We start from the raw sequence: 26,156 nt of genomic DNA on the forward strand, positions 1-26,156 counted from the left end.
CTGTTTTCTCATCACGATAGTGAGCGCTTCATAGAAGGCTAGTTGTTTATGGGATTGGCCCACAAATTCAAGCCGAAAAAACCCTTTGTTTACTATGTGTTGCATTTCACGATACGCGAACGTCATGGATTCAACCTCTGCACCCGCCAATCCGAGTCTGCCTGCGTCCGGCTCCAGCGGAAGCGGTCATGCAACCGGAATGCGCCATCGGCCCAAAACTCGATCTCCAACGGGACCAATCGGTACCCACCCCAGAATTTAGGGCGCGGCGGGTTAGGGCCAAGTTTGGCTGTCACCTTTGCAACCTCGGCCATCAGTGCGGCCCTGCTTTCCAAAGGTTGCGACTGATGCGAGGCCCACGCCCCCAACCGGCTTTTGAGCGAACGTGACGCATAATACTCATCCGCCTGCGGTCCTTCTTCTCGCGATATTATACCACGAACGCGCAGCTGACGCCGCAAAGATTTCCAGTGCATGACAAAAGCCGCCTTGCCGGCCATCTCCAGCTCCGTCGCCTTCGCACTGTGGTAGTTCGTATAAAACACAAAGGCATCGGCCTCGATCTCTTTCAGAAGTACCATTCTGACATTTGGCAATCCATCCGTATCCACGGTTGCCAGCGCGACCGCGTTCGGATCATTGGGCTCGGTCTTCTCGGCCTCGGCCAGCCACCGCCCCGCTATTTCAAACGGATCGGCCCCGGCAAAGATGCCACTGCGCTCGCTCATTTCCATCCCCTGGAAAGACTTACGGCCAACCCTAAGGCGAGAACCTGCTATGGGCAAGAGCGCATGGCCTTGAAGCAAGGCAATCAATGGCATAAACCAACCGGACATAACGCGACGACATGCGGAGAAACAAACATGTCAAATCAGTTGATGGCCGGGAAACGCGGCCTCATCATGGGACTGGCCAATGACAAATCAATCGCATGGGGCATTGCGCGCGCCTTGTCCGACGCCGGGGCCGAGCTTGCATTTTCCTATCAGGGCGACGCTCTGAAAAAGCGGGTCGACCCGCTGGCAGCGCAATTGGGCAGCGAAGTGGTTCTGCCCTGCGACGTCAGCGACGAAGCGTCGATCGACGCACTGTTCACCGCACTGTCCGAAACATGGGGCAAACTGGACTTCATCGTCCACGCCATCGGGTTTTCCGACAAGAATGAGCTGCGCGGACGCTATGTCGACACAAGTCGTGCCAATTTCAATCTGACCATGGATGTCTCGGTCTACTCCTTCACCGCCGTCATGCAACGGGCCGAGAAATTGATGACCGAAGGTGGCTCCGCAATCACTCTGACCTATTATGGCGCGGAACAAGTCATGCCACATTATAATGTCATGGGTGTCGCCAAGGCCGCGCTGGAGGCGTCGGTTAAGTATCTGGCCGAGGATCTCGGCAAGGACGGCATCCGCGTCAACGCGATCTCGGCAGGCCCGATCAAGACACTGGCCGCCAGCGGTATCGGTGATTTCCGCTACATCATGAAGTGGAACGAATACAACTCGCCCTTGCGCCGCAACGTAACCATCGACGATGTGGGTAAATCGGCGCTCTACCTTCTGTCCGACCTCAGCAGCGGCGTGACCGGTGAAAACCTGCACGTGGACTCGGGGTATCATATCGTCGGCATGAAAGCTGTTGACGCACCAGACGTTGAAAAGGGGTAAAACCATGAGCGCCAAGGACCGCCTGCCCCACGAAAAAGGCTTTCACATCAGCTGGGATCAGATTCACCGCGACTCGCGTGCGCTGGCCTGGCGGCTGGACGGGCAAGGCCCCGACGATGGCGCATGGCGCGCCGTTGTGGCCATCACCCGTGGCGGAATGGCCCCGGCGATGATCGTCAGCCGCGAACTCGACATCCGCACCGTCGATACCGTCAGCGTCAAATCCTACCACCATCAGGCCCAGGGCGAGGCGGAAGTGCTCAAGGCGCCCGACGACAAACTGATGGGCGACGGCGAAGGCATTCTCATCATCGACGATCTGGTCGACAGCGGCAAAACGCTGGAACTGGTCCGCGATATGTATCCCAACGCCCATTTCGCCACCGTTTACGCCAAGCCCAAAGGCCGCCCGATGGTCGATACATTTATCACCGAGGTCAGCCAGGATACATGGATCTTTTTCCCATGGGACATGGCTCTGCAATATGTCGAACCCTACCGGGGCACAGACTGACTCCATCTTCTTCTGTTCAAAAATACCTCGGAGCGCGAGGCAGAGCCTCGCAAAAAGATTGCGATTGCCATGACCCAGACCCGCACCAGCGCCACATTTCCCCCTCCGGTGATGGAGGCAAGGCGCTGGCTTGACGGTGTGACATTTCTGATCGACCGTCCTCTGATCAATGTCAGTCAGGCGGCCCCCGTCGATCCGCCCCCGCTGCCGATGCGGCAGGCCATGGCCGAGTTTGCCGTCACCCAGGACAGTGCGCATCTCTACGGCCCGGTTCTGGGGAACAACGATCTTCGTGAGGAACTGGCGAAACAGATCGGACAACACTACCACGCAGACGTGACCACCGACCAGGTCGCCATCACCTCGGGATGCAATCAGGCATTTGCGGCAACGATCTCGGCCATCACAGATCAGGAAGATGAGGTCATCCTGCCTACGCCATGGTATTTCAACCACAAAATGTGGCTGGATATGGCAGGGGTAAACACTGTCGACCTGCCAACCGGTGACGACCTTCTGCCGAACCCGGACAAAGCCCGCGCGCTGATCACTGATAGGACCCGCGCGATTGCGCTGGTCACGCCGAACAATCCCGGCGGTGTGGAGTATCCATCTGAGCTGGTTCGCGCCTTCTTTGATCTTGCGCGCGAAACGGGCATTCGTCTTTTGGTGGATGAAACCTACCGGGATTTCGACAGCCGCAGCGGCCCGCCGCACGCGCTGTTCCAGCAACCGGACTGGCAGGATACGCTGGTTCACCTCTATTCCTTCTCAAAAGCGTACCGCCTGACCGGGCACCGAGTCGGCGCGATTGCCACCAGTCCCGCCTTGCTGGCCGAGACCGAAAAGTTCCTGGATACCGTCGCAATCTGCCCGGGCCAGATTGGCCAGTATGCGGCCCGCTGGGGCATGCAGAACCTGTCGCAATGGGTGGCAGGGGAACGCGACGAAATCCTGGACCGGCGCGCCGCGATTTCCGAGGCAATGCCCCGGCTGACCGACAAAGGCTGGCGTTTGCTGGGGCTGGGTGCGTATTTTGCCTATATGGAACACCCGTTCGACATCCCGTCAGACGAGCTGGCCCGGCGGCTGGTGCCAGAGGCGGGCATTTTGCTGTTGCCCGGAACCATGTTCATGCCTGACCACGATCCGGCGGGGAAACGGCAGGTACGCATTGCGTTCGCCAATCTCGATCGTGCCGGAATCGGTCAAATGTTCGACCGTCTGCTTGCGCTGACCTTCTGAGCTTGCCCCCCGGCGGTGCCCGTCGTATTCAGGGCCGCAACTGACAGGGCAGACACCTGCCAAAACGCACGAAAGAGGGCACCCATGGCCGTAGGCATGAAAAACCTATCCAAAACCTTTGTCTGGATTCTCATGGGTCTTTTGATGCTGGGTCTGGCGGGATTCGGCGCGACAAGCCTGTCCGGCACTGTTCGCACTGTCGCGCAGGTAGGAGACGAAAACGTCTCGGTCGATGAATACTTCCGCGAGCTACAGCGCGAAATTCGTGCCGTTGAAGCGCAAACCGGCCAGCCGCTGCAAATCTCGCAGGCGCGCGATCTGGGGCTCGATCAACTGGCCCTGTCCCGCCTGATCTCACTGGCCGCCCTCAACAACGAAGTGGGCCAGTTGGGCATCTCGATCGGCGACGAGAACCTACAGGAGGAAATCGTGCAAATCCCTGCCTTTCAGGGCGTGAACGGCACCTTCGACCGTGAAGCCTATCGCTTTCAGCTGGAACAGGTCGGCATGTCTGATTCCGAATTCGAGGACGATCTGCGCAAGGAATCGGCCCGCACCATCGTTCAGGGCGCGCTGATGAGCGGGGTGGAAATGCCTCTGACAATGACCGATGCGCTGGCCAATTACGTGCTCGCCCGGCGCAGCTTTACCGTCGCCACCCTGTCCGCTGACGCGCTGGAGGTACCGATTCTTGCCCCAACCGACGCTCAGGTTCAGACATATTACGACGAGAACACCGATCAATTCACCCTGCCCCGCACCAAACGCCTGACCTATGCCATCCTGTCGCCCGGCATGCTGCAAGACAGCGTGGATGTGGATGAGGACACGCTGCGCCGTCTCTACGACGACCGCGCGGCTCAATACCAACAACCCGAACGCCGTCTGGTAGAGCGTTTGACGTATCCCACCGAGGCCGAGGCGACCGAAGCGCTGGCCCAGCTTGAAGTCGGCGGCACGACGTTTGAACAGCTGGTGCGTGACCGCGAACTGGAACTGAGCGATATCGACCTCGGCGACGTCACCCGTGAAGATCTGGGCGAGGCCGCTGATGCCATCTTTGCGGCTGAGATCGACGATGTGGTCGGCCCCCTGCCCAGCACATTTGGCCCCGCGCTGTTCCGCATCAACGGATCGCTGGCCGCCAACAACGTCACCTTTGAACAGGCCGAGCCGGAACTGCGCAAAGAACTTGCAGCCGAACGGGCACGCCGCCAGATCGAGGCACAGGCCGAAGACATCAATGACCTGCTGGCCGGTGGCGCGACGCTGGAAGAACTGGTCGGCGAGACCGAGATGGAGCTTGGCAGCATCGACTGGACGCAACAAAGTGACGAAGGTGTCGCGGCCTATGATGGCTTCCGCATGGCTGCGCAGGCGGTGAACGAAGGCGATTTCCCCGAAATCGCATTTCTGGAAGACGGCTCGATCTTTGCTTTGCGCGTGAACGAAGTTCTGCCGCCGCGTCCCGAACCACTGGCAAGCGCCCGCGCGCGAGTCGCCGGAGCCTGGGTGCAGCAGGAGATAGCCAAAGCGCTGCAGGAGCAGGCCAATACCACGCTGACACAACTGGCAACCGATGGCGATTTTACGGCGACCGGACTTCCTTTCCGCGTTGAAAATGCCTTGACCCGCACGGCATTTCTGGACGATGTGCCTGCGGATTTCATGGTGCAGGTTTTCGAGATGGAGCCCGGAGAGCTCCGCGTGATCTCCGGCACTGAATCGGCGTTGATTGTGCGCCTGGATGAGGAATTGCCTCCGGCGGAAACTGATGAGCAACGTCAGATGCAGGATGCACTGGCCGCGCAGCTCAATCAGGCACTGGCACAGGATATCTTCAACATCTATGTGCGCGACGCCCAGACTCGCGCCCGCCCCGTTCTGGACCAACAGGCGCTGAACGCGGTCCAGTCGAGCTTTTAAAGAGTAGCAGCATGGCCCTGACCCCAGATTTCGACACCTTCGCCCGCGCCTATGAGGCGGGCGAAAACCAGGTGGTTTACACCCGGCTCGCGGCGGATCTGGACACGCCGGTCTCGCTGATGCTCAAGCTGACGGGCGCACAAAAAGACGCGTTCATGCTGGAATCGGTTACCGGCGGCGAGGTCAGGGGGCGGTATTCGATCATCGGGATGAAGCCGGACCTGATCTGGAGATGCCGGGGGGAAAGCTCCGAGCTCAATCGCTCGGCCCGCTTTGATGCCGACGATTTTGCCACTCAGGATGGCAACCCGATGGACAACCTGCGAACATTGCTGGCTGAAAGCCGGATCGCGCTGCCTGACGATCTTCCCCAGGCTGCAGCTGGTCTGTTTGGGTATCTCGGATATGACATGGTGCGGTTGGTCGAATACCTGCCCGATGCAAACCCGGATCCGCTGGGCCTGCCGGACGCGATCATGTTGCGCCCGTCCGTGGTGGCAGTACTGGATGGTGTCAAAGGTGAAGTGACCGTTGTATCGCCCGCATGGGTCAGCGACGGCCAGTCGGCCAAGGCCGCATATGCGCAAGCCGCCGAACGTGTCATGGATGCGGTGCGCGATCTGGAGCGTGCCATGCCGGCGGAAACCCGCGATCTGGGTGACGCGTCCGAGGTTGCACCACCAGTCTCGAATTTCACCAAATCCGGCTATATGGAGGCGGTTGAGAAGGCCAAGGAATATATCCGGGCCGGTGACATCTTTCAGGTCGTTCCCGCGCAGCGCTGGACACAGGATTTTCCGCAACCGCCCTTTGCACTCTATCGCTCGCTTCGGCGCACCAACCCGTCGCCGTTCATGTTCTATTTCAATTTCGGTGGGTTTCAGGTGGTAGGTGCAAGCCCTGAAATCCTTGTGCGCGTCTTTGGCAACGAGGTCACCATTCGTCCCATCGCAGGCACGCGTCCCCGGGGTGCAACCCCCGAAGAAGACAAGGCGAACGAGGTCGATCTGATGGCCGACAAGAAAGAGCTGGCCGAACATCTGATGCTGCTGGATCTGGGCCGCAATGACACCGGTCGCGTGTCAAAGATCGGCACCGTGCGCCCCACCGAAGAGTTCATCATCGAACGCTACAGCCACGTGATGCATATCGTCTCGAACGTGGTGGGCGAACTGGCCGAAGATAAAGACGCTCTGGACGCGTTCTTTGCCGGGATGCCTGCGGGTACGGTCTCGGGCGCACCTAAAGTGCGCGCGATGGAGATCATTGATGAGCTGGAGCCTGAAAAGCGCGGTGTTTATGGCGGTGGCGTAGGCTATTTCAGCGCAGGGGGCGACATGGACATGTGCATAGCCCTGCGCACGGCCATCGTGAAGGATCACAAGCTCTATATTCAGGCGGGGGGCGGCGTCGTCTATGACAGCGACCCAGAAGCCGAGTTTATGGAGACTGTCCACAAATCCAACGCAATCCGGCGCGCCGCCGCTGACGCGGCCCGGTTTACTGGTAACGGGAACACCTGACGAACCCGCGTCACACAGGTTGCCTGAGGGTTCGCGCTACTGGATTTCCTGCATCATCACGGCCGAGATCGGAGCCATGGCAACCCGGTTTCCGCGATCTTCCAGCCCCCACAACAGCAGAGCCGAGATCGTTTCGGGACGCAGCCGCCCCAACATCACGACCGCCCCTTCCTGTCCGGCGCGGAAAGCGGCCTGATCCAGAAAACGGCGCATGCTCTTGGAGTCTTGCCGGGCGCCATCGAAGTCCCGAAAGACGACGCTGGATGGCACACCGTTTCGCGCGGCCAGTTTCTGTACCGTGTTCAGCCCATTGTCCTGCGTAATCAGCCCGCGCCCCGTTCCGGCAGCAATCGCGGCCACCTGATCGGCCAGCTTGCGGTTGCCCTGAATTCCGCCGTCGACGCCTTCCAGAATGCCGACGGTTTCGGGCAGCTCATCCAGCCAGACAGAAAGCGAAACCTCGGCATCCTGCGCACTGGCTGCTTTCGGCAGGTCGGCCATCGCCAGAACCTCGAACCCGGCGGCACGATACCGCGCCATCTTCTCGGCCGCTTCCGGATCGGACGGGCTGACCGCAAAGCTCAGCGGGTACGGGAATTCCTGTAACGCCTCAGCCCCATATGCGCCCTCTTCGTCGATCAGGATGATCGACATCAGGGGTTTGGCCTCGGGGTTCTCGAAAGACGCCGCAAAATCCTCGATCGGTTTGGCCGAGCTCTGGACCGGAGCCGCAGCGGCCTCAACCGGTTTTTTGTTACGCTCATGAATGGGCACGACGCGCTTGCCGACCAACGTACCCGACGTCGCCGGCTGATCGGTCTCAATTCTGGGCAAGGTCAACACGCGGGGCTGAGCACGTGGCTGAGTGTCTTCCTCACCCTCTACCGCGATGGGGCTTGTCTGCACCTCAGGCTGGAAATCAGGCTCGTCCGTGTCTTCGGCTCCAACCGGTTCAGCCGGAGGCGCAGGTTGCTCGGGCACGAGGGCCGCGACCTGCTGGTCCTGCGGCGGGGTTTCGCCGACCGGTTGCGGTTCGGGTGCAGGGGGCGTGTCTGTCACAACCTCGGGCGCGACTTCGGTCTGTGGCGACGCGGGTGCGGGAATCGGCATCGGCGGTGCGGCAGGCGCGTCCGTGTCCAAAGAGACCGACAGCGACGCAGGAACTGGTGGAACATCCGGGCTGTCAGGCGTTACCCCGGTATCGGGCCGGGCATCGGTCTGCAGGCCCGCTGTTCCAAGGCTGTCCAGCGTATCAGATTGCGCTTCGGGTGTTTCCGGCGCATGGGGCGGCAGCTCGACCAGATCCGCGTCTGCCCCGGAATCATCTACATTTCCGGCATTTACGGGTTCAGGCGTCGCCGCAACCTCGGGCGCTTGTGTCACCACTTCGGGCTTGCTTGTCAGGGGCGAGGTCATCGATATGACCGCCCCCACTGCCAGAACAGCGACCGCCCCGGCGATCAGACCACCGAAAAATCCGCCCATCGAAAACTCGCCTTTCGCGTTGTTTCTTGCCTCACACACCCAAAGCGCCATCTGCTGTGGCACTCACTCGAACGGGCGTCAAGTTGGGTATGTCCTCTTGACGCTGACGCACAAGCCTGAGCATGTATGTTCCGACATTATATCGCGGCTCGGGTCTGCATCGCCAGCCCCAAATGCCCAAGCAAAGACAAGTGCCCCAATGCTGCTGCTGATCGACAACTATGACTCGTTTACCTACAACCTGGTTCACTACCTGGGTGAGCTTGGGGCCGAAATGGTCGTGCGCCGCAACGACGCGCTGAACGTGCAAGAGGCGATGGCGATGAACCCCGCAGGCATTCTGCTCAGCCCCGGCCCCTGCGACCCGGATCAGGCCGGTATTTGCCTGGCGTTGACCGAGGCCGCTGCCGAGACGCAGACACCGCTGATGGGCGTTTGCCTGGGTCATCAAACCATCGGCCAGACCTTCGGTGGCAACGTTGTGCGCTGTCATGAGATCGTGCATGGCAAGATGGGACAGATGCATCATACCGGCAAAGGCGTGTTCGCGGGCCTGCCGTCGCCGTTCGAGGCAACGCGATACCACTCGCTGGTCGTGGACCGCGCTACCCTGCCCGACTGCCTTGAGATCACCGCCGAACTTGAGGACGGCACGATCATGGGATTGCAGCACAAAGAATTGCCAATCCACGGTGTTCAGTTCCACCCGGAATCCATCGCATCCGAGCATGGTCATGCCCTGCTCAAGAATTTCCTGAATGAGATGAAAGTCCCTGCATGAGCGACGCATTGAAACCGCTGATCGGTGCTGCCGCCGACCGGCCCCTGACTCGCGCCGAGGCTGAACAGGCCTTTGGCATCCTGTTTGATGGTGCCGCGACGCCCAGCCAGATCGGCGGTCTGCTGATGGCCCTGCGCACGCGCGGTGAAACGGTCGAGGAATATGCCGCAGCGGCGGGTGTGATGCGGTCAAAATGCAATGCGGTGACGGCACCTGAAGGGGCGATGGATATCGTCGGCACCGGTGGGGACGGAAAAGGCACGCTGAACATCTCGACCGCGACCGCCTTTGTCGTGGCAGGTGCCGGAGTAATCGTCGCCAAGCACGGCAACCGGAACCTGAGCTCGAAATCCGGTGCAGCAGATGCGCTGGGTCAGCTTGGGATCAACGTGATGGTCGGGCCTCAGGTCGTTGAAAAGGCGCTGAAAGAGGTCGGTATCGGATTTATGATGGCCCCGATGCACCATCCCGCGGTCGCTCATGTCATGCCCTCGCGGCAAGAGCTGGGCACGCGTACGATTTTCAACATCCTCGGCCCTCTGACCAATCCTGCGGGCGTCAAACGTCAGCTCACCGGCGCGTTCAGCCGCGATCTGATCCGGCCGATGGCAGAAACGCTGGGCCTGCTTGGGGCTGAACATGCCTGGCTGGTCCACGGGTCGGACGGCACGGATGAACTGACCATCACCGGGGTAAGCTGGGTGGCCTCGGTCGAGGATGGAACCGTGAAAGAGGTTGAGCTGCACCCCGAAGACGCCGGGCTGCCCGTTCATCCTTTTGAAGACATTCTCGGGGGCACCCCCGAGGACAACGCCGTGGCTTTCCGCGCTCTACTGGATGGCGCGCCTTCGGCTTATCGTGACGCCGTTCTGCTGAACGCCGCCGCCGCGTTGGTGGTTGCCGAGGCTGCAGGCGATTTGCGAGAAGGTGTCACCATGGCGGCCGACAGCATCGACAGCGGCCGGGCACGGGACAAAATCACCGCCCTGGCGCGCATAACACAGGAAGCCGCATGACCGAGACCGTTCTGGACAAAATCAAAGCCTACAAACTCGAAGAGGTCGCGGCGGACAAGACAGAAACCCCGCTGGAAACCCTTGAGGCCGAAGCAAGAAACGCGTCAGAGCCACGCGGATTTGCCAACGCTCTGCAAACAGCGGCGCGCGGTGGATATGGCTTGATTGCCGAGGTCAAGAAGGCCAGCCCTTCAAAAGGTCTGATCCGTGAAGAGTTTGACCCTCCGATGTTGGCGAAAGCCTATGAAGATGGCGGCGCGGCCTGTCTGTCCGTCCTGACCGACACGCCCAGTTTTCAGGGCGCCAAAAGCTTTCTGACCGACGCGCGTGACGCCTGTTCGTTGCCCGCATTGCGAAAGGACTTCATGTACGACCCCTATCAGGTCGTCGAAGCGCGCGCGCTGGGGGCTGATTGTATCCTGATCATCATGGCATCGGTCAGTGACGCGCAGGCCGCCGAGTTGGAGCAGACAGCGTTCGATTGGGGCATGGACGTTCTGATCGAGGTGCATGACGAGGTCGAGCTGGAGCGTGCAACCGCCCTAAAAAGCGCACTCATCGGCATCAACAACCGCAATCTCAAGACCTTCGAAACCACTCTGGATACGACCCGACGACTGTCCAAGCTGGTTCCCGCTGACCGGACCATCGTCTGTGAAAGCGGGCTGAGCACGCCCGCAGATCTGGCCGATATCGCGCGTTATGGCGCGCGCTGTTTCCTGATCGGTGAAAGCCTGATGCGTCAGGATGACGTCGCCGCAGCCACCCACACTTTGCTGGCCAACCCCCTGATTCCAGGAGTGATGTGATGACCCTGACCCATTTCGATGCGCAGGGACAGGCGCATATGGTCGATGTGTCGGACAAGGCGGTAACCGATCGTGTTGCCGTGGCAGCAGGCCACATCAAAATGGCCCGGGAAACCTTTGAAATCATTTCAGAAGGACGCGCCAAGAAAGGCGATGTTCTGGGCGTCGCCCGACTGGCGGGGATCATGGGGGCCAAGAAAACACCCGATCTGATCCCGCTTTGCCATCCTCTGCCCGTCACACGTGTGGCGGTCGAACTGACGCTGGACCCAAGCCTTCCCGGTGTGCAGATCGAAGCCACAGTCAAGACGACCGGACAGACCGGGGTCGAGATGGAAGCTCTTACAGCAGTCTCGACCGCTGCGTTAACCGTTTATGACATGACCAAGGCTGTGGACAAGGCGATGGAAATCGGCGGAATTCGCGTCCTTTTGAAAGATGGCGGCAAGTCCGGACTTTACGAGGCAAAATGATCACCGTAGAAGACGCCCGCGCCCTTCTTTTTGATCTGGTAACACCTCTGCCCGACGAAATAGTGCCGCTTGCCGACGCCGCCGGGCGCGTGTTGGCGCATGACGTTGCGGCGACGCGGGATCAACCGCCCTTTGCAGCCTCGTCCATGGATGGCTATGCGGTCAAATCAACCGAGGTCGAACTGCATGCCATGTTCAAGGTGGTCGGCGAAGCAGCCGCGGGGCGGCGCTATGACGGGACAGTAGGGCCGGGTCAGGCCGTGCGCATTTTCACCGGTGCGCCTGTTCCTCAAGGCACTGATTTCGTTGTCATTCAGGAAGACACAGAGCGTCGCGGTGATCTGCTGACGATCACGGACGATCCGGGTTCAAAAACCAATATTCGCCCCGCCGGTGTCGATTTTAAAAGCGGATCAACAATCACCGCACCACGCACCTTGCGCCCCGAGGATGTCGCATTGATGGCAGCGATGAACATCGCCTCGGTGCCCGTCTCTCGCAAACCTGTGGTGGCGTTAATCTCGACCGGAGATGAGCTGGTCATGCCCGGTGAAACGCCCGGCCCCGACCAGATCATCGCATCCAACACATTTGGTCTGAAAGCGTTGCTGGAAAACGAGGGTGCACATGTCCGTGTCCTGCCGATTGCCCGCGATACCGTGGCCTCGCTTGAGACGGCGTTTGAGCTGGCGCAGGGAGCCGATCTTGTGGTGACCATCGGCGGCGCCTCGGTCGGAGAATACGATCTCGTCGCGGATGTCTCGCACGGGTTGGGCATGGAACGTTCATTCTACAAAATCCGGATGCGACCCGGAAAGCCTCTGATGGCGGGGCGTCTGGGGGGCGCGGCAATGGTCGGTCTGCCCGGCAATCCGGTCAGCGCGATGGTCTGTGGTTATCTGTTCCTGTTGCCCATGGTGCGTAAAATGCTGGGGGTAGAACAGGTCCTGCCGCCGTTCCAGCGTGCCAGGCTGGCTGAACCTATCGGCAAAAACGGTCCGCGCGAACATTACATGCGCGCTGTCCTTGACCAGAACGGCATTCGGGCTTGCGACGATCAGGACAGCTCATTGCTTAGCGTTTTGGCGCAGGCCAATGCGCTTTTGGTGCGCGTGCCGCATGACCCCGAACGGGCCGCGGGCGACGAAGTTCAGTATCTGCCGATCTAGTTGCACGGCAAATCCGTTGACACAAAACGTGAACATGCGTAGAACAAAAGAAAACGTATGAGCGACGAGGTGTGAGCGATGCTGACCAAGAAGCAGTTGGATTTGCTGGAATTCATCCATAAACGCGTGCAGGCGGACGGTGTTCCGCCCAGTTTCGACGAAATGAAGGCCGCATTGGATCTTCGATCCAAGTCCGGCATCCATCGTCTGATCACCGCATTGGAAGAGCGCGGGTTCATTCGGCGTCTGGCCCACAGGGCCCGCGCCATTGAGATTGTGAAATTGCCCGAAAGTCTGGGCGGGGAGCCGACGGCAAGCTTCAAACCGCGTGTGATCGAAGGCGACAAGCCGGATGGCCCGCGCCCCGCAAATTTCGAGCCGGTTACCGTGAACGCGATGGAACTGCCCGTGATGGGCCGGATCGCCGCTGGTGTTCCGATCGAAGCCATCAGCCATGTCTCGCATCACGTCGCTGTTCCGGGAACCATGGTGTCCGGGAAAGGCGATCACTATGCGCTTGAGGTTCGCGGAGATTCGATGATCGACGCAGGCATCAACGACGGCGATGTTGTGGTGATCCGCGAAACCTCGGCCGCTGACAATGGTGACATCGTCGTAGCGCTGGTCGAAGATCAGGAAGCCACGCTGAAACGGTTCTTTCGACGCGGCCACGCCATCGCGCTGGAGGCCGCGAACCCGGCCTATGAAACCCGCGTCCTGCCGGAAGACAAGGTCAAGGTTCAGGGTCGTCTGGTTGGGTTGATACGCAGCTACTGAGCGTAACCGCCGTCCGATCCGCCCGGTGACCACAAACGCTGACCCGAAATGGTTGTGCTTGTGACCCATTTGCCATTGCCGAATGCAAGGCTGCCGGTGCCTTGCAGCCTGTTCAGATCAAGAACCATGCAATCCCCGTTCAAGGTCAATGCGACCGGGGCCACCACAATCTGATCGCCTTTGCATTCGTCAAAGCTCTGCGCTGCGCGCTTTCCCGTCAGGTGCACAATCTCTTTGTCGCCCACTGCATAGCGCTGAACCCTTTTATCCGATGCGGGCCAACGGTCGGCGGCAAGAGGCTGTGCCACCCCGTCCCCGTCATTTTCCAGCCAGACCGTCGCGACAAATCCACTGCCCTTGGGTTTGCTCAGGGCGCGGCCTTTTTCCGTCATCACACCGACCAATCCGCCACTATCGGCAATCAGGATATCCGGACGTTGCCCCTGCCCCCACAAGGTCAGCGCGATGATGGCCGGTGCAAGGCCCAGCCACCGCGCCCGTCCCTGCCACAGGACAAGCCATAAGACCCCGATGGCCAGAACCGGCAGAACGAAACCCGGGGGGCTGGCAATATAGCCAAGCGAGCCATCCAGCCCCGACACGTGATCAGCTACCCACAATACCCATCTAAGACCCAGCCCCATGACCGTGAGTGCAATCCACTCCAAACCAACCGGAGCCAGCAGGGCCGCGACAACAGCAGACGGAACCACGATGGTGCCCATGATCGGCACCGATAGAAGGTTGGCCAGCAACCCGTAATGCGACATGGTGTTGAAATGCGCGGCCCCGATCGGAGCCGTCGACAGCCCGGCGATGGCCGAAGACATGACCAGCGCTGCGACCGGGTGCAACCATTTCGGACCCGGCATTGGGCGGACATCGCGCAAGGCACCAAAGACCGCCACCAAAGCCGTGGTCGCGGCAAAAGACATTTGGAACCCAGGGCTGAGCAGGCTTTCAGGCCTCAACACCAGGACGATCAACGCGGCAACCGCAACCGCCCGTAACGAGATGGCGCGACGGTCGATCAGGACAGCCCCTAACATGACGCAAACCATCACAAAGGCCCGCTCGGTCGCCACATTACCCCCGGACATCAACAAATACATCGTGGCGGCCGCCAAGGCGCAGATCGCAGCGATTTTTCTGACCGAGATCCGCAATGCAAGTGCGGGAATGGCCGAAAGACCAATCCGGCAGGTCAGAAACACAAAGCCCGTTAACAACCCCATGTGGAGCCCGGAGATCGCCAGCAAATGCGCCAGATTAGACGCCCTCAGGTCCTTGAGGGTTTGTTGCCCCATACCGCTTCGGTCGCCGGTGGTTACCGCGGCTGCGAATCCTCCAACCTCGCCAGGCAGAAGCATCCGTACCCGCTCAGAGATCGCCATACGCACGGCATTCACGCGCACGCCTGCCAGACCCTTATGCGCCGGGGCAAGCGTGACAACCGGCACTCGCGTATAGCCGACGGCGCCCAGATGCTGAAACCAGGCGTGGCGACGAAAGTCGAACCCACCCGGTTCGACCGGACCTTGCGGCGGCGACAGATGCGCCGTTGTCATGACCCTTTGACCGGGGTGCAGGGGGACGGCATCGCCGTGAATCGACAGCCGGATGCGCTGGGGTCGCTGGTCAGCAGGAGCGTCCCCGATCCGAACCTGATCCAATGTAACCCGCAGCGCATCCGACGCAGAGCGGTCCAGCGCCACGACCCTCCCCTCGACCGGGCCGTAAAAACGCCATTGCAAGACCGGTTCTGCAACCATATGAGCGCGCGCGCCGGCCAGCAGAAACCCACCACAAACCAACGCTGCACCCATCGCCAACGGAGCCCAGGCGGCAGACAGACGCCACGCCGTACCAAACGCGACGACCATCAGGGCACCAACCCAGAGGTAATGATCCGTTTCCGGCTCAAACCGCAGGCTGAAATACAGGCCAATCCCGACCGCCAGGAATACCGGAGCCCAGGCGAACAAGTGCCCGCGCTGGTTCAGCAGCCCTGCAGCAGAACCTGCAAGAACACGCATGGTTGCCCCCGTCCTTCCGGCTCGTTAGACAGGCGCCACTCTATGCCCGACACGGTTACCAAAAGGTTAATCCCAACAATGTCCGATCAGGTCGTCACTCGTTTTGCCCCCTCTCCTACCGGTTTCCTGCATATCGGCGGCGCGCGCACCGCATTGTTCAACTGGCTGTTCGCACGCGGTCGCGGCGGTAAGTTCCTGTTGCGGATCGAGGACACAGATCGCGAACGCTCTACCCCCGAAGCAACGGCAGCCATTCTAAAGGGCATGGCGTGGCTGGGCCTGGATCACGATGGAGATGTCGTCAGCCAGTTTGAAGGAGCCACCCGCCACGCCGAAGTGGCCCATCAGCTGCTGGCCGAAGGCAAAGCCTACAAGTGTTTTTCCACGCAGGATGAAATCGCATCCTTCCGGGAACAGGCCCGCGCAGAGGGTAAGTCCACCTTGTTCCGCAGTCCCTGGCGCGACGCGGATCCAGCAACCCTCCCGGATGCTCCTTACGTCGTTCGAATCAAAGCACCGCAAGATGGAACGACTGTCATCCGCGATCAGGTGCAGGGCGATGTAAGTATCCGCAACGACCAATTGGATGATATGGTGTTGCTCCGCTCGGATGGGACACCCGTCTATATGCTGGCTGTGGTGGTGGACGACCACGATATGGGCGTGACCCATGTGATCCGTGGTGATGACCATCTGAACAATGCAGCGCGTCAGATGATGATCTATGAGGCGATGGGCTGGGATGTTCCGGTTTGGGCCCATATTCCACTGATTCACGGTCAGGACGGTAAGAAGCTGTCGAAGCGTCATGGCGCATTGGGCGCACAGGAATATCAGGCGATGGGGTATCCAGCCGCCGGTATGCGCAATTATCTGGCCCGCCTGGGGTGGAGCCATGGCGATGATGAGTTTTTCACAGATGAACAGGCTCGTTCCTGGTTCGATCTGGACGGAATCGGCAAAAGCCCCGCCCGCTTCGATCTGAAAAAACTGGAAAATCTATGCGGGCAGCACATTGCCATCTCAGATGATGCTGCGCTGCGGCGAGAAATCGAAGAATATCGGGCTGCAGCCGGTTTGTCAGCCCTGACTGACACACAATCCGGTGATCTGGAGCGTGCGATGTATTGCCTCAAGGATCGGGCGCGCACATTCCCTGAACTCCTTGAAAAAGCGGAATTCGTTCTGACGTCGCGCCCCATTGAGCCCGATGAGAAGGCCGCGAAGGCGCTGGCCTCTGTATCCGACGGTATACTGAAAGAATTGACGCCGCATGTGCAAAATGCTAGCTGGACGCGGAACGAACTGGAGGATGCCCTGAATTCCTTTGCGGAATCCAAGGGCGTCAAGTTCGGCAAGCTGGCGGGGCCTTTGCGCGCCGCATTGGCAGGCCGGGCTGTTACACCTTCGGTTTTTGACATGATGCTGGTGCTGGGGCGGGAGGAAACCCTGGCCCGGCTTTCTGACGCAGCGGTTTGAACCAAAGTTTCATATTTGGGTAACCCTGCTCAGCTAACACCCGGACTGCGCGCCCGCGCGTCCGTTGGTCGCAACATCGGACAGCGAACCGGTTTGCGCATGAATGAGGAAGGGACACTATGACCGACAGCAATAAACCTGCCACTCTGACAGTCCATGGCGAAACCTACGAGTTGCCGATTCATTCACCAACTCTGGGCCCGGATGTAATCGACATCCGCAAGCTCTATGGCCAGGCTGGTGTGTTTACATACGATCCGGGCTTTACCTCGACTGCCAGCTGCGACAGCACAATCACCTTCATCGACGGTGAAAAAGGCGAGTTGCTGCATCGGGGATATCCAATTGATCAACTGGCCGAGAAGTCGCATTTCCTCGAAGTGTGCTACCTGCTGCTGTACGGAGAATTGCCGTCCGCATCCGTGCTGGAAAAGTTCGAAACCACGATCACCCGTCACACGATGCTGCATGAGCAGATGCAGTATTTCTATCGTGGTTTCCGCCGGGACGCGCATCCGATGGCCATCATGGTCGGCGTCGTGGGTGCCATGTCGGCCTTCTATCACGATTCGACCGATATCACTGATTCGCATCAGCGCGAGGTCGCTTCGCATCGCCTGATCGCCAAGATGCCGACCATTGCGGCCTGGGCTTACAAGTACCACACCGGTCAGCCATTCGTGTATCCGCGAAACGATCTGGATTATGCCTCCAACTTCCTGCGCATGTGCTTCAGCGTTCCGGCCGAGGAATATGAGGTGAACCCGATCCTCAGCCGCGCAATGGATCGCATCCTGACCCTGCATGCTGATCACGAACAGAACGCCTCGACCTCGACTGTGCGTCTGGCGTCGTCCTCGGGCGCAAACCCGTTCGCCTGTATCGCGGCCGGGATCGCCTGTTTGTGGGGACCGGCGCATGGCGGCGCCAATCAGGCCTGTCTGGAAATGCTGGAAGAGATCGGCTCGGTCGATCGCATCCCCGAATACATCGCCCGCGCCAAGGACAAGAACGATCCGTTCCGTCTGATGGGCTTTGGCCACCGCGTCTACAAGAACTTTGACCCACGCGCGAAGGTCATGAAACAGTCGGCTGACGAGGTTCTGGATCTTCTCGGGATTGAAGACAATCCGAAGCTGCAGGTTGCCAAGGCGCTGGAAAAGCAAGCGCTGGAAGATCCGTATTTTGCCGAGAAGAAGCTGTTCCCGAATGTGGACTTCTATTCAGGCATCATCCTCGAAGCGATGGGCTTTCCGACATCCATGTTCACACCGATCTTCGCGTTGTCGCGCACGGTTGGCTGGGTCAGTCAGTGGAAAGAGATGATTGCCGATCCACAGAACAAGATCGGCCGTCCGCGCCAGCTGTATCTGGGCGAGACCAACCGCGATTACGTGGACATCGAAAACCGCTAAGCCACTTCGGCTTGCCAATGAACCCCTGCCCCATGGCGGGGGTTTCCTTTTTAAAACAGGCTGAGTTGATCACCTGCCTGCGCTGGCCGACTGAACAGGTCACACCGCAGAGGCGGAGACTTGACGGCCAGATCAAGCCGCTTGACCGCTGCCCTGAAGCGACGTGCGATAAGGTCGGCATAGACGCCCTCACCTCGCATTCGATGCCCCCAACGCGGGTCATAATCGCGGCCGCCATGCATGTCGCGCAAATGGCTCATGATCTTTTCCGTGCGATTTGGCTCGTGCCGGGCCAGCCAATCCTGCCAAAGCTCGGACACTTCGCGCGGCAGCCGCAGCATGATCCAGCTGGCCGCGTCCGCCCCCGCCTCTTTGCCTGCTTCCAGCAAACTTTCAAGTTCATGATCGGTCAGACCCGGAATGACCGGAGACGTCATGACGCGCACCGGAATGCCTGCCTGTGACAAGGTTCGGATGGTCTGCAATCGCCGTCTGGGCGAGGGCGCCCGAGGCTCCATCCGACGCGACAGACCAGCGTCCAGCGTTGTGAGTGAAATCCCGATCCGCACCAGTCCTTTCTCCGCCATCGGCGCCAGAATATCGATGTCACGTTCGACCAGCGCACCCTTGGTGACGATACCAATCGGATGGGAAAATGCGCTGAGAACTTTTAGGCATTCCCTTGTTATACAACGTGTTTTCTCGACCGGCTGATAAGGATCGGTATTGGTCCCCAGGGCCAGCGTCGCCACCTTATAGCTGGCCCTGGACAATTCTTGCCGCAAGACCGCAGCCGCATTCGGCCGTGCGATCAGGCGGGTTTCGAAATCCAGCCCCGGCGACAACCCCAGATAGGCATGTGAGGGGCGCGCAAAACAATAGACGCACCCGTGCTCGCACCCGCGGTACGGATTGATCGAGCGGTCAAACGGCAGATCAGGCGACGTGTTATATGAGATCACGCTGCGCGCGACCTCCTCCCGTACTTCTGTTCTGAGCAGAGATAAGTCTTCGGGAATGTCCCAGCCATCCGCGTCGGCCACTGTCACGAACCGCTCGAACCGGCCCGCCGCGTTCGATGCCGAACCACGTGCGCGACTCCGATTGTCCGTATATTTGTTCGCTTTTTGTTCCATTGCTCGACACTAATCCAGCCAACGCCGCCAAGCAAGCTTGGCCCGCGCTTCAGACCCGGAAAGCAAAGCGGCGACCATGGCAGCAACTCAGTTAAAATGAGACAAACGCACGATGTTCTTGCAAATTTTGATATCGCGAGGGCTCACATTTCCGCCTATAGGTCGGTCTCGGATCGACCTAGGTCGCAATCGTCACAGTAGACCTGCGACGAAATAGCCAAAACGGAAAAAATGCCACCACGGGCCGCGTGCCCGCACAGCTCAGGGAAACGCCCCATGTCCGACGAAGAAGACATCGTCCTGTCCGAACTGAATGACGACGAACTTGTCGAACAGATGTTCGATGACCTTTATGACGGCCTGAAAGAGGAAATCGAGGAAGGTGTGAACATCCTGCTGGAACGCGGGTGGATGCCTTACGACATTCTAACCAAGGCCCTTGTCGGCGGCATGACCATCGTGGGCCATGACTTCCGCGACGGCATCCTGTTCGTTCCCGAAGTGCTGCTGGCCGCCAACGCAATGAAAGGCGGCATGGCGATCCTGAAGCCCTTGCTGGCCGAAACCGGCGCGCCACGCGTCGGCAAAATGGTGATCGGCACCGTCAAGGGCGACATCCACGACATCGGCAAGAACCTCGTGTCGATGATGATGGAAGGCGCGGGTTTCGAAGTTGTCGATATCGGCATCAACAACCCGGTCGAGAACTATCTGGAAGCGCTGGAAAACGAAAAGCCGGACATTCTGGGCATGTCCGCCCTGCTGACCACCACCATGCCTTACATGAAAGTCGTGATCGACACGATGATCGAGCAAGGCCTGCGTGAAGAATACGTGGTTCTGGTTGGTGGCGCGCCACTGAATGAAGAGTTCGGCAAAGCCATCGGTGCCGACGGTTACTGCCGCGACGCCGCTGTGGCCGTGGAAATGGCCAAGGACTTCATGTCGCGCAAGCACAACTCGCTGGCCGGCTGAGCCACAGACCATGCTGTGAGACAGGCCGTCCTGCGAAGGGGCGGCCTTTTTCGTCAGAAGCGCGCGCACTTATATGAAGTCAGCCCGGAGGAGAGATCAGATGACCGATGCCCCCCTGCCAGATGATGAAAGCCTGACCCGCCAAGGCTATGTCACGCCACGCGCCGCCGAATCCATTCTTCTGATTGCCTGCGGTGCGTTGGCGCGCGAGATTCTGGACCTCAAGGCTCGCAATGGATGGGATCATATTGCGCTGACCTGCCTTCCAGCCATTCTGCATGTGCACCCCGAACGGATCACACAGGCCGTCGAAGACGCGGTGACCAAGCATCTAGGCAACTACGATCAGGTCTTTGTGGTCTATGCCGATTGCGGGACCGGAGGTTTGCTGCAACAGGCCTGTGATCGTCTTGGGGTCGAGATGATCAAAGGCCCGCATTGCTATTCTTTCTTCGAAGGTAATACCGCATTCGCCGCGCAGGCCGAGGATGAGACCACCGCTTTTTACCTCACCGATTTTTTGGCGCGTCAGTTTGATGCTTTTGTCTGGAAACCGCTTGGGCTGGATCGCCACCCGGAATTGCGCGACATGTATTTCGGCAATTACACCAAACTGGTCTATCAGGCGCAAACCGACGACCCGGAACTAACCCGACGGGCGCAGGACTGCGCGGATCGGATGGGGTTGGCGTTTGAACGCAGGCTGACCGGTTATGGCGATCTGGCAGTGACCTTGTCCGATTGGGCAATGCAGACGTCCAACAGCCCCAAAGCCTGACGATTACGCGTTTGCCAGCGCAACCTCACGGATACGCTCGACCATGGCGCGCAAGCCGTTTGAACGTTGCGCTGAAAGATGGTCATTCAGCCCGAGACGCCCAAGTTCGCCCGCCGCGTCCACTTTCGAGACCTCAGCAACCGGCAGATCATTGTAAAGCGCTCGCAACACAGCAATCAGCCCTCGCACGATCATCGCATCGCTGTCGCCATCGAAGTGGAACTTGCCCTGGTCTATCGTGGGATGAAGCCAAACCTGACTGGCGCAACCATGAACCTTGGTCGCGGGTACCTTGAATGCATCGTCCAGCGGCGACATCGCCTTTCCCTGCTCGATGACATGCCGATAGCGGTCTTCCCAATCCTCAAGGAATTCGAAATCTTCGACAATTTCTTCAAAGGCTGGCGTTGCCATGACAGATGGGTCCTTCGAGCTGTGCGATCACAATTGTGACCTATGCCCGGCGCAAGCGCCTGTCCACCCCTATGCGTGGCTTTTCAACCGGTTGAATTTGCGTTAACCCCTTTCAGGTACCATTGCGTAAAATGTTGGGTCCATGCACAAATCACTCTCTGTTCTTTTGATCGCGACTTTGACGCTTTCGGCCTGCAGCAGGTGGAGCGAGTCGCGCGTGAATCCGTCCAACTGGTTTGGCAGCAGCACACCGGCCCCGGTCGATGTCTCGCCTGATGACGCCAACGCCCTTGTCCCACAGCAAAGCGAAGGGGTTGGCCTGTTCTCGCGCGGGGAAGAAGAAGACACCAGCGTTCCGATTGCCATGATTGACGAACTGCGGATTGATCCAACCCCAAATGGTGCGATCGTCTATGTCACTGGCACCGCAAGCCGTCAGGGGGCGTTCAACGCAAGACTGCAGCGCGTCGAATCTGAGGAAAACACCCAAAATGGCGTGATCGAGTATTCGTTCCGCGTTGAGTATCCCAGCTACGCCACGGCTCAGGGCAACGCCCGTAGCCGAATGGTTTCAGATGCGGTGAATCTCAGCCGCCAACAGCTGGCGGGTGTGCGATTGGTGCGAGTCACCGGCGCGCAAAACGCGCTGGAGTCCCGTCGCCGTTAAAGCAGGTCAAAGGTTGACGACGTTTACCGACTGCCCCTTGGCGGCCAGCGCGATTTTGCCATCACACAGTTTCAGCGCATCTTCGCCAAAAACCTCAAAGCGCCATCCCGACATTGCGGGCACCTCGCGCTCGCCCGCCGCGATTTGATCCAGTTCGGCGCTGGATGCGATCAGTTTGGCGGCAACGCCTGCGCTTTCGGTCTTGGACTTCAACAAAACCCGCAGAAGATCGGCCAGGGCCGGATTGACCTTCAGCTTGTCGCGGCTGTTATCCACCTTTGGCATCTGGTCGGGTGGGCAATTCACGCCGCGTTTGACCGCGGCCAGAATACCATCCGCAATCGCGCCTTTCCGCGCCTCGCGCAGCAGCAAACGCGATCCGCCAAGGTCCGACGGAGATTTGGGCTTGATCGACGCCATCTCGATCAACGCATCATCCTTGAACACGCGATTGCGTGGGACGTTGTTTTCCTGAGCATACAACTCTCGGAATTGGGCAAGCTCGCGCACAACGGCAAGAAACTTGGACGAATTTGTCCGTGTCTTCACCCGTTTCCAAGCATCCTGAGGGAGAATATCGTAGGTTTCGGGTCGCGTCAGAATACGCAATTCCTCGGCCACCCAATGACTGCGTCGGGTTTTGTCCAGCTCCGAAGCAAGATGTTCATAGATTTTCCGCAGATGCGTCACATCCGCCAGCGCATAGGTCTTTTGCGCATCACTCAGCGGGCGGCGTGACCAGTCGGTAAACCGGGATGTCTTGTCTACCCCTTCCTTGCAGATCTTGCGCACAAGCGTTTCATAACCCACCTGCTCGCCGAAACCGCAGACCATTGCCGCGACCTGGGTGTCAAACAGCGGTGTCGGAAATACCCCGGCTTCGACCCAGAAAATCTCAAGATCCTGCCGCGCCGCGTGGAACACTTTGACCACGCTTTCATCACTGAACAGCGCATAAAGCGGATCAAGCGACATCCCATCGACCAAAGGATCAACCAGCACAGCGCTGTCCTTACCTTCGGACGGAACAGCCAACTGGATCAGGCAAAGCTTGGAGTAATAGGTCCGTTCCCTCAGAAACTCGGTGTCGACTGTGACATAGGGATACTGGGTGGCAGCCGCGCAGAAATCGGCCAACTCTTGCGTCGTCGTGAGGGTTTTCATGCGTTGGTGTATTCTTGCTTTTCGTTCTTGGTGACTGCCCGTCAATTCTTACTATCCCGAGCCTTAGTGCAAATCATAGGCCGAACAACAGGCAGCTGTAAATCACCCCGCACCCATCAGGGCAAAAGCACCGGTGTCCGCTTACCTTCGGCAAACCTGCGCAAAACCGCCGGATACAGGCGATGTTCCCACACCAGAACGCGGGCTGCCAAAGCCTCGGGCGTGTCATCCGGTTCAATATCCAAACGCGCCTGCCCCAAAATTGGCCCGTCATCCAGCGCAGCAGTGACCTCATGGACCGAGCATCCGTGCTGCGCATCCCCAGCCTCGATGGCGCGGGCATGGGTGTTCAGACCCTTGTATTTCGGCAACAGTGAGGGGTGGATATTCAGCATCCGCCCCTGAAATCGCGAAACGAAATCTCCGGTCAGGACCCGCATAAAGCCTGCCAGACAGACGATGTCAGGTTGCGCGGCTTCCAGTGGTTTCAGCAATTCGGCCTCAAACGCCGCCCGGTCGCCTTTGAACGGACGATGGTCGATGGCCGCCGTCGGGATGCCGCGTGCCGCTGCTTTTTGCAACCCACCAGCCTGCGGGTCATTTGACAGCACAAGACAGGACCGCGCCGGATGGTCGCCAGTCATGCTCTCGACCAGCGACACCATGTTGGAGCCTCCACCCGAGATCAGAATGGCGACACGCTTGTGGCTCACAGCAATTTGCCTGCGTAGGCCATGCCAGGCTCGTCAGTGACAGTCCCAAGGTGCGCTACGGTCTCTCCGGACCCGGTCAACAAAGCGGCCAACGCCTCGGCGCGGTCTTCGGCACAGACAACGATCATCCCGATGCCGCAGTTGAAAGTCTTGAGCATCTCAGCTTCGGCAATCCCGCCAGTCTCCGCCATCCATCGGAATACGGGGGGCAATTCCCAGGCATTCAGGTCGATTTGGGCGCCCAGACCCTCAGGTAGAACGCGCGGCAAATTCTCGGTCAGACCGCCACCTGTGATATGAGCCAGCGCGTGCACGCCCCCAGCCCGGATCGCCTGCAGCGCTGGCTGCACATAAAGCCGCGTCGGCGTCAGCAGCGCATCCCCGAGCGGACCACCGCCAAATGGAGAATCGGCGTCCCAGCCCAGCCCCGACATTTCGACCAGTTTACGCACCAGTGAATAGCCGTTGGAATGCACCCCGTTCGAAGCCAGCCCCAGCAAAACGTCGCCTTGCTGCACACCCTCGGGCAACGCCGTGCCGCGTTCCATCGCGCCGACCGAGAATCCGGCCAGATCGAAATCGCCATCCGGGTACATGCCCGGCATTTCAGCGGTTTCACCACCGATCAGCGCGCAGCCGGACTGAACGCAGCCTTCGGCAATGCTTTCAATGATCCGCGCAGCGGTGTCGGTATCCAGTTTTCCGGTGGCAAAATAATCCAGAAAGAACAGCGGTTCAGCCCCCTGACAGATCAGGTCATTGACGCACATGGCCACCAGATCGATGCCCACGCCATCGACCACACCTGTATCAATCGCAATCCGCAGCTTGGTGCCGACCCCGTCAGTTGCCCCCACCAGAACCGGGTCCCGATACCCGGCTGCCTTCAGATCAAACAAGGCTCCAAATCCGCCCAAACCGCTCATCACGCCGGAACGGTCGGTCCGCTTGGCCGCAGGCTTGATCCGGTCGACCAGAGCGTTGCCCGCATCAATATCAACACCTGCATCTGCATAGGTGATTCCGTTCTTGCCCGCTGTCATGGCCAACCCTTCGTAATGCTGTCCCGCGCGGGTTAGTCGATTGTGCCGGTTCTTGCAACGGTCAGGCTTGACGCGGGCGTTCACCGTGATAGGCAAAGCCCTCAGGCGGGCCTGTAGCTCAATTGGTTAGAGCAGAGCGCTCATAACGCTTTGGTTGGGGGTTCGAGTCCCTCCGGGCCTACCAAAATCCTAAAATTTCCCTTAAAAATCAACGCGACAATGTTCCACGTTAAGTCAAGCATGACCCATATGATTTAGATGACCTACATGGCAAGTGTCCCACGAAATCAATACTTCACCGAATCTACCTCCGACCACTCAGGCAGATCACTCGGCGTTCATATTTTTCCCATCGCCTTTTGATGCAAAGCATGTGCGACGGCTTCAAGAACCTCATCCAGAGAGTTTGAGAAAAAGTCTACAGACAATTTCAGCGCTTGCTCCAAGTTTACCTTCTTGTCGTCAATTAGAGCAAGATAACCTAGTCTCACTGCTAACGGTTTTCCGTTTACAATAAGCGCCTTCCCGTTGACGTCCAAAAACGTGCCTCTTGGTTTCTCAATGTCATCAGACTTCAATCCCTTGGCAGCTTTTGAGTTCGAAACCTCAACGTGTTTTTGCGCCAAAGCTACGCAGAAAATCGAATGAAATTCAGGGCACAGGCGAGTTACCTCTTCTCTAGTGATTTCGATGTGCCCGTTGTGTACCTTTTCATCATGCCTAACGTAATACGTGATATAGTCGACCATGTGGTACGTTGTTGCCATTGCGGCGAACAAGTTTGCGAGTGAGCGATCCTTCTCAAAGGAAGCGTTCAGTGGTAAAATAACTTGGTGCAGATAATCACTTGGCTTCATAGCTTTTTCATATACTGGAACCTCTCACAAAAAACAAAAAAGTCCGCCAGCGCGAAGTTGACGGGCTAAGTGGTCAGGACAGAAACAAGTA

Annotated in this window: 25 protein-coding genes and 1 tRNA gene; 17 read left to right on the forward strand and 9 right to left on the reverse strand. The window is 59.0% G+C overall.

What is annotated here, in order from left to right:
• Nucleotides 1-122 precede the first annotated feature (122 nt).
• Entirely contained in the window at nt 123-728 is a 606-nt protein-coding gene (gene pdxH, locus ACRZ9X_RS00120) for a pyridoxamine 5'-phosphate oxidase (RefSeq protein WP_480515007.1), read from the reverse strand.
• 135 nt (nt 729-863) lie between these two features.
• On the opposite strand from pdxH, the gene fabI reads away from it, so the two are divergent.
• The 5 genes from fabI (at nt 864) to trpE (ending at nt 6,878) form a co-directional block, all read left to right on the forward strand.
• Nucleotides 864-1,670 carry an enoyl-ACP reductase FabI gene (gene fabI / locus ACRZ9X_RS00125; protein ID WP_480515009.1) on the forward strand — a complete coding sequence of 269 codons (807 nt, stop codon included), beginning with the start codon at nt 864-866 and terminating at the stop codon, nt 1,668-1,670.
• A 4-nt stretch (nt 1,671-1,674) separates the two neighbouring features.
• Nucleotides 1,675-2,184, forward strand: coding sequence for a xanthine phosphoribosyltransferase (gpt, locus tag ACRZ9X_RS00130; RefSeq protein WP_480515011.1), 510 nt, complete (start codon nt 1,675-1,677; stop codon nt 2,182-2,184).
• 69 nt (nt 2,185-2,253) lie between these two features.
• Nucleotides 2,254-3,429 (forward strand): aminotransferase, encoded by a 1,176-nt coding sequence (locus ACRZ9X_RS00135; RefSeq protein ID WP_480515013.1) that lies wholly within the window; start codon nt 2,254-2,256, stop codon nt 3,427-3,429.
• 84 nt (nt 3,430-3,513) lie between these two features.
• The gene (locus ACRZ9X_RS00140; RefSeq protein WP_480515014.1) at nt 3,514-5,355 is read left to right on the forward strand and encodes a peptidyl-prolyl cis-trans isomerase; all 1,842 of its coding nucleotides are present in this window, start codon (nt 3,514-3,516) and stop codon (nt 5,353-5,355) included.
• Nucleotides 5,356-5,366: 11 nt separating this feature from the next.
• Nucleotides 5,367-6,878, forward strand: coding sequence for an anthranilate synthase component I (gene trpE, locus ACRZ9X_RS00145; RefSeq protein ID WP_480515016.1), 1,512 nt, complete (start codon nt 5,367-5,369; stop codon nt 6,876-6,878).
• A gap of 36 nt (nt 6,879-6,914) precedes the next feature.
• Here the strand turns inward: trpE and ACRZ9X_RS00150 are convergent, their stop codons facing one another.
• Nucleotides 6,915-8,363 (reverse strand): divergent polysaccharide deacetylase family protein, encoded by a 1,449-nt coding sequence (locus tag ACRZ9X_RS00150; RefSeq protein WP_480515018.1) that lies wholly within the window; start codon nt 8,361-8,363, stop codon nt 6,915-6,917.
• A gap of 199 nt (nt 8,364-8,562) precedes the next feature.
• Between ACRZ9X_RS00150 and ACRZ9X_RS00155 the strand changes: the two genes are divergently transcribed.
• From ACRZ9X_RS00155 to lexA, 6 genes are all read left to right on the forward strand, one after another.
• Entirely contained in the window at nt 8,563-9,144 is a 582-nt protein-coding gene (locus ACRZ9X_RS00155) for an anthranilate synthase component II (RefSeq protein ID WP_480515020.1), read from the forward strand.
• Nucleotides 9,141-10,160: an anthranilate phosphoribosyltransferase gene (gene trpD, locus ACRZ9X_RS00160; RefSeq protein WP_480515022.1), complete on the forward strand. Its 1,020-nt coding sequence runs from the start codon at nt 9,141-9,143 to the stop codon at nt 10,158-10,160. The genes ACRZ9X_RS00155 and trpD overlap by 4 nt, the downstream gene beginning before the upstream one ends.
• The gene (trpC, locus tag ACRZ9X_RS00165) at nt 10,157-10,969 is read left to right on the forward strand and encodes an indole-3-glycerol phosphate synthase TrpC (protein ID WP_480515024.1); all 813 of its coding nucleotides are present in this window, start codon (nt 10,157-10,159) and stop codon (nt 10,967-10,969) included. Before trpD ends, trpC begins: the two co-directional genes overlap by 4 nt.
• Nucleotides 10,969-11,442, forward strand: coding sequence for a cyclic pyranopterin monophosphate synthase MoaC (moaC, locus tag ACRZ9X_RS00170; RefSeq protein WP_480515025.1), 474 nt, complete (start codon nt 10,969-10,971; stop codon nt 11,440-11,442). Before trpC ends, moaC begins: the two co-directional genes overlap by 1 nt.
• Entirely contained in the window at nt 11,439-12,611 is a 1,173-nt protein-coding gene (locus ACRZ9X_RS00175; protein WP_480515027.1) for a molybdopterin molybdotransferase MoeA, read from the forward strand. The genes moaC and ACRZ9X_RS00175 overlap by 4 nt, the downstream gene beginning before the upstream one ends.
• Before the next feature lie 78 nt (nt 12,612-12,689).
• Complete coding sequence (lexA, locus tag ACRZ9X_RS00180; RefSeq protein WP_480515029.1) at nt 12,690-13,388, forward strand: transcriptional repressor LexA; 699 nt, start codon at nt 12,690-12,692, stop codon at nt 13,386-13,388.
• Here the strand turns inward: lexA and ACRZ9X_RS00185 are convergent.
• On the reverse strand, nt 13,382-15,424 hold the full coding sequence (locus tag ACRZ9X_RS00185; protein ID WP_480515030.1) for a ComEC/Rec2 family competence protein: 2,043 nt from the start codon (nt 15,422-15,424) through the stop codon (nt 13,382-13,384). The genes lexA and ACRZ9X_RS00185 overlap by 7 nt on opposite strands.
• A 78-nt stretch (nt 15,425-15,502) precedes the next feature.
• Between ACRZ9X_RS00185 and gltX the strand changes: the two genes are divergently transcribed.
• Nucleotides 15,503-16,903, forward strand: coding sequence for a glutamate--tRNA ligase (gltX, locus tag ACRZ9X_RS00190; protein WP_480515032.1), 1,401 nt, complete (start codon nt 15,503-15,505; stop codon nt 16,901-16,903).
• A 119-nt stretch (nt 16,904-17,022) separates the two neighbouring features.
• Nucleotides 17,023-18,318 (forward strand): citrate synthase, encoded by a 1,296-nt coding sequence (gene gltA, locus ACRZ9X_RS00195; RefSeq protein ID WP_480515033.1) that lies wholly within the window; start codon nt 17,023-17,025, stop codon nt 18,316-18,318.
• A 50-nt stretch (nt 18,319-18,368) separates the two neighbouring features.
• On the opposite strand, the gene ACRZ9X_RS00200 is transcribed toward gltA, so the two are convergent.
• Entirely contained in the window at nt 18,369-19,454 is a 1,086-nt protein-coding gene (locus tag ACRZ9X_RS00200; RefSeq protein WP_480515035.1) for a PA0069 family radical SAM protein, read from the reverse strand.
• Between the two features lie 276 nt (nt 19,455-19,730).
• Between ACRZ9X_RS00200 and ACRZ9X_RS00205 the strand changes: the two genes are divergently transcribed.
• Both ACRZ9X_RS00205 and ACRZ9X_RS00210 read left to right on the forward strand, forming a co-directional pair.
• Complete coding sequence (locus ACRZ9X_RS00205) at nt 19,731-20,429, forward strand: corrinoid protein (RefSeq protein WP_480515037.1); 699 nt, start codon at nt 19,731-19,733, stop codon at nt 20,427-20,429.
• Nucleotides 20,430-20,529: 100 nt separating this feature from the next.
• On the forward strand, nt 20,530-21,207 hold the full coding sequence (locus tag ACRZ9X_RS00210) for a DUF1638 domain-containing protein (RefSeq protein WP_480515039.1): 678 nt from the start codon (nt 20,530-20,532) through the stop codon (nt 21,205-21,207).
• A gap of 3 nt (nt 21,208-21,210) precedes the next feature.
• On the opposite strand, the gene ACRZ9X_RS00215 is transcribed toward ACRZ9X_RS00210, so the two are convergent.
• Nucleotides 21,211-21,621 (reverse strand): SufE family protein, encoded by a 411-nt coding sequence (locus tag ACRZ9X_RS00215; protein ID WP_480515041.1) that lies wholly within the window; start codon nt 21,619-21,621, stop codon nt 21,211-21,213.
• 217 nt (nt 21,622-21,838) lie between these two features.
• Between ACRZ9X_RS00215 and ACRZ9X_RS00220 the strand changes: the two genes are divergently transcribed.
• A complete protein-coding gene (locus ACRZ9X_RS00220; RefSeq protein WP_480515043.1) occupies nt 21,839-22,288 on the forward strand; it encodes a hypothetical protein in 450 nt (149 codons plus the stop codon).
• Nucleotides 22,289-22,294: 6 nt separating this feature from the next.
• On the opposite strand, the gene rnd is transcribed toward ACRZ9X_RS00220, so the two are convergent.
• The 3 genes from rnd to purM form a co-directional block, all read right to left on the reverse strand.
• Nucleotides 22,295-23,452, reverse strand: coding sequence for a ribonuclease D (gene rnd / locus ACRZ9X_RS00225; RefSeq protein ID WP_480515044.1), 1,158 nt, complete (start codon nt 23,450-23,452; stop codon nt 22,295-22,297).
• 116 nt (nt 23,453-23,568) lie between these two features.
• Nucleotides 23,569-24,165, reverse strand: coding sequence for a phosphoribosylglycinamide formyltransferase (purN, locus tag ACRZ9X_RS00230; RefSeq protein ID WP_480515046.1), 597 nt, complete (start codon nt 24,163-24,165; stop codon nt 23,569-23,571).
• Nucleotides 24,162-25,208, reverse strand: a complete 1,047-nt coding sequence (gene purM / locus ACRZ9X_RS00235) for a phosphoribosylformylglycinamidine cyclo-ligase (RefSeq protein ID WP_480515047.1) — start codon at nt 25,206-25,208, stop codon at nt 24,162-24,164. The genes purN and purM overlap by 4 nt, the downstream gene beginning before the upstream one ends.
• 107 nt (nt 25,209-25,315) lie before the next feature.
• Between purM and ACRZ9X_RS00240 the strand changes: the two genes are divergently transcribed.
• Nucleotides 25,316-25,392, forward strand: a tRNA-Ile gene (locus ACRZ9X_RS00240).
• A 154-nt stretch (nt 25,393-25,546) separates the two neighbouring features.
• Here the strand turns inward: ACRZ9X_RS00240 and ACRZ9X_RS00245 are convergent.
• On the reverse strand, nt 25,547-26,065 hold the full coding sequence (locus ACRZ9X_RS00245) for a hypothetical protein (protein WP_480515049.1): 519 nt from the start codon (nt 26,063-26,065) through the stop codon (nt 25,547-25,549).
• Nucleotides 26,066-26,156 lie beyond the last annotated feature (91 nt).

The organism is Ruegeria sp. AL1 (assembly GCF_056540905.1).